Source organism: Deltaproteobacteria bacterium (genome assembly GCA_009929795.1).
In the GTDB taxonomy this organism is placed as follows: domain Bacteria; phylum Desulfobacterota; class Desulfovibrionia; order Desulfovibrionales; family Desulfomicrobiaceae; genus RZZR01.
Window position 1 is genome coordinate 1 of sequence record RZZR01000153.1, and the last position, 5445, is coordinate 5445.

The window sequence follows — 5445 nt, forward strand, 5'->3', positions numbered from 1 at the left end:
TTCTGTCAATGCCACGGTCGGGCCAGGTTCGGCAAGATTATCGCGAGATCGGCTGTGCAGATGTTTTTATGTTTGGTCTAATCGAGTTCCATTTGACTGTTTTGCAGTTGATTCCGGCAACAAAAGAGGCTAATGAGAAACAGTTTCATTGGGTAGAATCCCGATCCATTTTTTGCACAGGATGAACTCCTTGGCGCAGTCCTGCCCATGACCGAAAATCACATTCATTCCCTCTTTGTCGGCGGCCCGGTGGTCCTTGTGGTCTGGCGGCCCGAGCCCGGCTGGCCCTTGAGCTATGTCTCGGCCAATTCTCGGAATCTTTTCGGCCGGGACCCTGCCGAAATGATTGATCCCGGTTTCCGGTTCGAGGACATCGTCCATCCCGAAGATCTGCCACGGGTGGCGGCCGAGGTGCAACAGTATCTGGCCCGTAGGACTGAATCCTGGGAGCATCGTTACCGCATTCTCAGGCCCGGGGGGGAGGTCTGCTGGATCCATGACTTCACCAGTCCCGAGCGGAGCGAGGACGGCCGACTTCTGGCCCTGCGGGGCTACCTCCTGGATCAAACCGAGCAGATCCAGGCCGAGCAGGCCCTGCGGGAGGCCGAGCTGCGCTGGCAGTTCGCCTTGGAGGGGGCCGGAGACGGCCTGTGGGACTGGGACGCGGTGACCAACACGGTCTTTTTTTCCGGGCAGTGGAAGGCCATGCTGGGCTACGACGAGGACGACATCGGCGACAGTCTGACCGAATGGGAGAGCCGCATCCATCCCGAGGACAAGGCGCAGTGCTTTGCCGACCTGGAGCGCCATTTTCGGGGGGAGACCGAGTTCTATCGGAACGAGCACCGGATGCGCTGCAAGGACGGCTCCTACAAATGGATCCTGGACCGGGGCAAGGCCATCCAATGGCTGGAGCCGGGCAAGCCCCGACGGGTCATCGGCACGCACACGGACATCACCGAGCGCAGACTGACCGAGGCCCGGCTTCGGGAGAAGAACGAAGAGCTGGACGCCTTTTTTACGTCCAGTCTTGATCTTCTGTGCATCGCCGACACCCAGGGCCGGTTCGTTCGGGTCAATCCGGAGTGGGAAAAGGCTCTGAGCTACAAAGTGGCCGAACTCGAAGGCCGCCCTTTTCTGGAGTTCGTCCATCCCGACGACCTGGAATCCACCATGGCCATCATGAGGAAACTCGTGGGCCAGGAGGAGATCGTCAGCTTCGAGAACCGCTACCGATCCCGGGACGGTTCGTACCGATGGATCGAGTGGCGCTCGAAGCCCCGGGGGGATCTCATCTACGCTGCGGCCCGGGACCTCACGGACCGCAGGCGCATGGAGGATGCCATCCGCCACGCCGAGGCCCGCTATCGGACCCTGCTCGATTTTCTGCCTGACAGCGTTTTGCTCATCGATCCCGACACGGCCCTGCCCGTTGAGTTCAATGCCCCGACCCACGAACAACTGGGCTACACTCGGAAGGAGTTCGCGGCCCTGCGCATCAACGACTACGAGGCCCTGGAAAAGCCCGAGGAAACAGCGGCGCGGATCGAGAAGATCGCCCGCACCGGTCGGGATGACTTCGAGACCCTTCATCGCCGCAAGGATGGGTCGGCCATCGACGTCCTGGTGACCGTGAAGCTGGTCCGCTTCTTCGAGAAAGCGGTCATGCTGGTCGTCTACCGGGACATCACGGCCAAGAAGCGGATCGAGGAGGCCTTGGCCAAATCCGAGGCCCGGTTCCGGGTCATCTTCCAGCGTGCCAACACGGGCATCGCCTTTGCCGACGAGACAGGGGAGATCATCACGGCCAACCAGAGCCTGAGCCAGTTGCTGGGTTATAGTGACGAAGAGATCGTGGGCATGAATTTCGGCCAGTTCACCCACCCCGAAGATCTGCCCCAGGAACTCTACTTTTTTCGGGCCATTCAGCGAGCCGAACGGGACGAGTACCGGATCGAGAAGCGCTACATCACCAAGTCCGGGGAAACGCTCTGGGTGGACGTGGCCGTGGCTGTCATCCGGGACTATGAGGGCCAGGCTGTGAATTTCGTCGGCATGGTCATCGACATCACCGAGCGCAAACAGGTCGAGGAAGCCCTGCGCGAGGCCAAGGAGGCGGCCGAGGCGGCATCCAGGGCCAAGAGCGAATTTTTGGCCAACATGAGTCATGAGATCCGCACGCCCATGAACGCCGTCACCGGCCTGACCCAACTCTGCCTGGGCACGGACCTGGACGCCCGGCAGCGGGACTATTTGCAGAAGATCCAGCGCTCCTCGGCCATGCTTCTGGGCATCATCAACGACATTCTGGACTTTTCCAAGATCGAGGCCGGGCGTCTGGAACTGGACGAGCGCGAGTTCTCCCTGGAGGGAGTTCTGGAGCAATTGTCCACCCTGTTCACGGCCCGGGCCGAGGAAAAGGGTCTCGAACTCTTTTTTCGTCTGGGTCCGGACGTGCCCGGGTTCCTGCGCGGCGATTCCCTGCGTTTGGAACAGGCCCTGTCAAACCTCCTTTCCAACGCCATCAAGTTCACGGAACAGGGCGAGGTGGAGCTGGCCATTGCCCGCATCGGCCAGGAAGGCGAGAACGTCCATCTGGCCTTTGCCGTGCGGGACACGGGCATCGGCATCAGTCCGGAGGAAGGTGAGCGCCTTTTCAAAGCCTTTTCCCAGGCCGACACCTCCACGACCCGTATGTACGGCGGCACCGGCCTGGGTCTGATCATCAGCCAACGTTTGGCCGGCCTCATGGGCGGAAGCCTGGCCATGGAGAGCGAGCCGGGGCGTGGCAGCACATTCACCTTCAAGGCTGTTTTTCGGCCGGCCGTTCAGGCAGCCAAGGTCCGGGAGGCCCTCCGGCCCGAAGACTTCGCCGGCCGCAGGGTTCTGGTGGTGGACGATCAGGCCACGTCCCGGGACATCCTGCGGGGGATGCTCATTTCCTGGGGGTTTGTCGTCGAGGAAGCCCAAAGCGGCGAGGAAGCCCTGGAGGCCGTGGAGCAGGCCGCTCGGGACCGTTCGCCTTACGATTTGATCATTCTGGACTGGAAGCTGCCCGGCCGGGACGGTCTGGATGTGGCCGAGGCCATCAGGGCCATGGAAGGCTCAGGCGGGCTGCCCCGTCCGGCCACGGTGGTCATGGTTTCAGCCTACGGGATGGACGCGGCCATGGACAAGGCTAGCCAATCCAGGCTGGACGCATACCTGACCAAGCCGGTGACACCATCGGCCCTTTTCGACGCCCTGGTCGAGGTCTGGCGCGGTCCACGCCGGGAACGGCACTCGCTTTCCGATGATTTTTCCGAACTGACATCGGGCTTGCGTGGGGCCCGGGCCCTCCTGGTCGAGGACAACGCCCTGAATCGACAGGTGGCCCTGGAAACATTGCAGAACGCCGGGTTGCGCACGGCCGTGGCCGTCAACGGTTTGGAGGCGGTGGAGATGATCCGCCAGGGTCGGGACTTCGACGCCGTGCTCATGGATCTCCAGATGCCGGTCATGGACGGCTTTAGCGCGGCCCGGCATATCCGGGAACTGCGACCCGAACTGCCCATCATCGCCATGACCGCGGCGGCCATGGAGCAGGACCGGGAACGCTGTCTGGCCGCGGGCATGCAGGACCATGTGCCAAAGCCGGTGGACAGGGAGGTGCTCTTCACCGCTCTGGCCCGATGGATTAAGCCTCGAACGGGCCCAAGCGGGAACGCCGACCAGGAAGGCATTGACCTGGGGGAGGCTCGCAGCCTGCTGGTCCGCATCGACGACCTCCTGGCAGTCAGCGACTTTGTGGACCCGCCGATGCTGGACGATCTGGAAACGGCTCTGGCCGACCGGGTCGAGCCGTCCCTGACCGTCCGTCTGCGAACCAAGATCCAGCGATTCGATTACGACGGCGCCCGCGAGGCGGTGCGCTCCATCCTGGCTGGCCTCGACGGGGCGGCCCAAGGAGAAACAAGGCCATGAACGACAGCCTGCAGACCATGTCCGTGCTTATTGTCGACGACACGCCAATGAACATCCAGATTCTGGCCGAGGCCCTGCGGGCCGACTACAGGGTGCGGGTGGCCGACACCGGGGCCAAGGCCCTGGCCGTGGCCGAGTCCGAGGATCCGCCGGATCTCGTCCTTCTGGACATCATGATGCCCGGCATGGACGGCCACGAGGTCTGCCGCCGTATGAAGGAGAACCCCAAGACCAAGGGAATTCCAGTCATCTTCGTCACCGCTCTGGGCGAGAGCGAGGACGAGGCCCGGGGGTTCGATCTGGGGGCCGTGGACTACATCACCAAGCCCTTCAGCCTGCCGGTGGTCCGGGCCCGGGTCCGGACCCATCTCCAACTCAAGCAGCGCACGGACATGCTCGAGGAATTGTCCATGATCGACGGATTGACCGGGGTGGCCAACCGGCGGAGTTTCGATCAGGCATTGGACCGGGAATGGCGACGGGCGGCCCGCAATGGTGCGGCCGTGGCCGTGGCCATGATCGACATCGATCATTTCAAGGCCTTCAACGACAATTACGGTCACGGGGCCGGGGACGAGTGCCTGCGCCGGGTGGCCCAGGCCTTGAAATCGGTGCTGCTGCGGCCCTCGGATCTTGTCGCCCGCTACGGCGGCGAGGAGTTCGTGGCCCTTCTGCCAGAGACCGACAAGGACGGGGCGGCTCGCATGGCAGAGGCCCTGCGCCGGGCCGTGGATTCGTTGGCCCTGCCGCACGAGCATTCTCCGGTGTCCGACCATGTGACCGTGTCCGTGGGATATGGCACGACCGGGGCTTCAGAGGCTGTCGATCCGAACACCTTGGTGGCCGTCGCCGACCGGGCCCTGTACGAGGCCAAGAATTGCGGCCGCAACCGTGTGGTCAAAGGAGATTGACCATTCACCTTCAGGTCTTCAGAACAGGAAAAAATCCGGTGAGTTATCCGATTTGACAGGGCTGGTCTCGGGCCCGGAGTCGGCCGGATTGTCCCTTAACGGTCCAGGATGTCCCTGATGGAAGCCAGCAGCTCTGAAATCCGGTAAGGCTTGCCGATGAAGCCGGCCGCGCCCAGACCAAGGATCTCTCCGGCCGGACCGTCGGCCGAATAGCCGCTGGCCACCAGGACCCTAGCCTCGGAATCGAGGTGGATCAGTTCAAGCAGACATTGACGGCCGCCCATGCCGGGCATGTTCAAATCCATGATCACCAGGTCGATGGCCTCGTCCCGGGCCAAATAGATGGTCAGGGCCTCTTCGCCGCTGGCGGCTTGGACTACGGTGTAGCCCGACGTCTCGAGGGCCTCGGTGGTCAGATCCCGGATGTCGGCCTCGTCGTCCACGATCAGGATGGTCTCGGTGCCGCCCCGGGCAGGGGCCTCGGGTTTCGGAGGGGCCTCCTCGCCCGGGACTTCCGATGCTGCAGGCCAGTAAATCTTGAAGATCGTGCCCCGGCCCGGTTCGCTCAGAC

3 protein-coding genes are annotated in these 5445 nt (G+C 63.1%); 2 read left to right on the top strand and 1 reads right to left on the bottom strand.

Going from position 1 to position 5445, the window contains the following annotated elements; translation table 11 throughout:
- Positions 1–207 precede the first annotated feature (207 nt).
- Complete coding sequence (locus tag EOM25_11930) at positions 208–3963, top strand: PAS domain S-box protein (protein ID NCC25881.1); 3756 nt, start codon at positions 208–210, stop codon at positions 3961–3963.
- Positions 3960–4874 carry a diguanylate cyclase gene (locus EOM25_11935; protein ID NCC25882.1) on the top strand — a complete coding sequence of 305 codons (915 nt, stop codon included), beginning with the start codon at positions 3960–3962 and terminating at the stop codon, positions 4872–4874. The genes EOM25_11930 and EOM25_11935 overlap by 4 nt, the downstream gene beginning before the upstream one ends.
- Before the next feature lie 95 nt (positions 4875–4969).
- Here EOM25_11935 and EOM25_11940 read toward each other — a convergent pair whose 3' ends face one another.
- Complete coding sequence (locus EOM25_11940; GenBank protein ID NCC25883.1) at positions 4970–5443, bottom strand: response regulator; 474 nt, start codon at positions 5441–5443, stop codon at positions 4970–4972.
- Positions 5444–5445 lie beyond the last annotated feature (2 nt).

Bases quoted from the DNA above. Each gene is read 5' to 3' on its own strand.
- EOM25_11930 (NCC25881.1), top strand. From the start codon at position 208: ATGACCGAAAATCACATTCATTCCCTCTTTGTCGGCGGCCCGGTGGTC.
- EOM25_11935 (NCC25882.1), top strand. From the start codon at position 3,960: ATGAACGACAGCCTGCAGACCATGTCCGTGCTTATTGTCGACGACACG.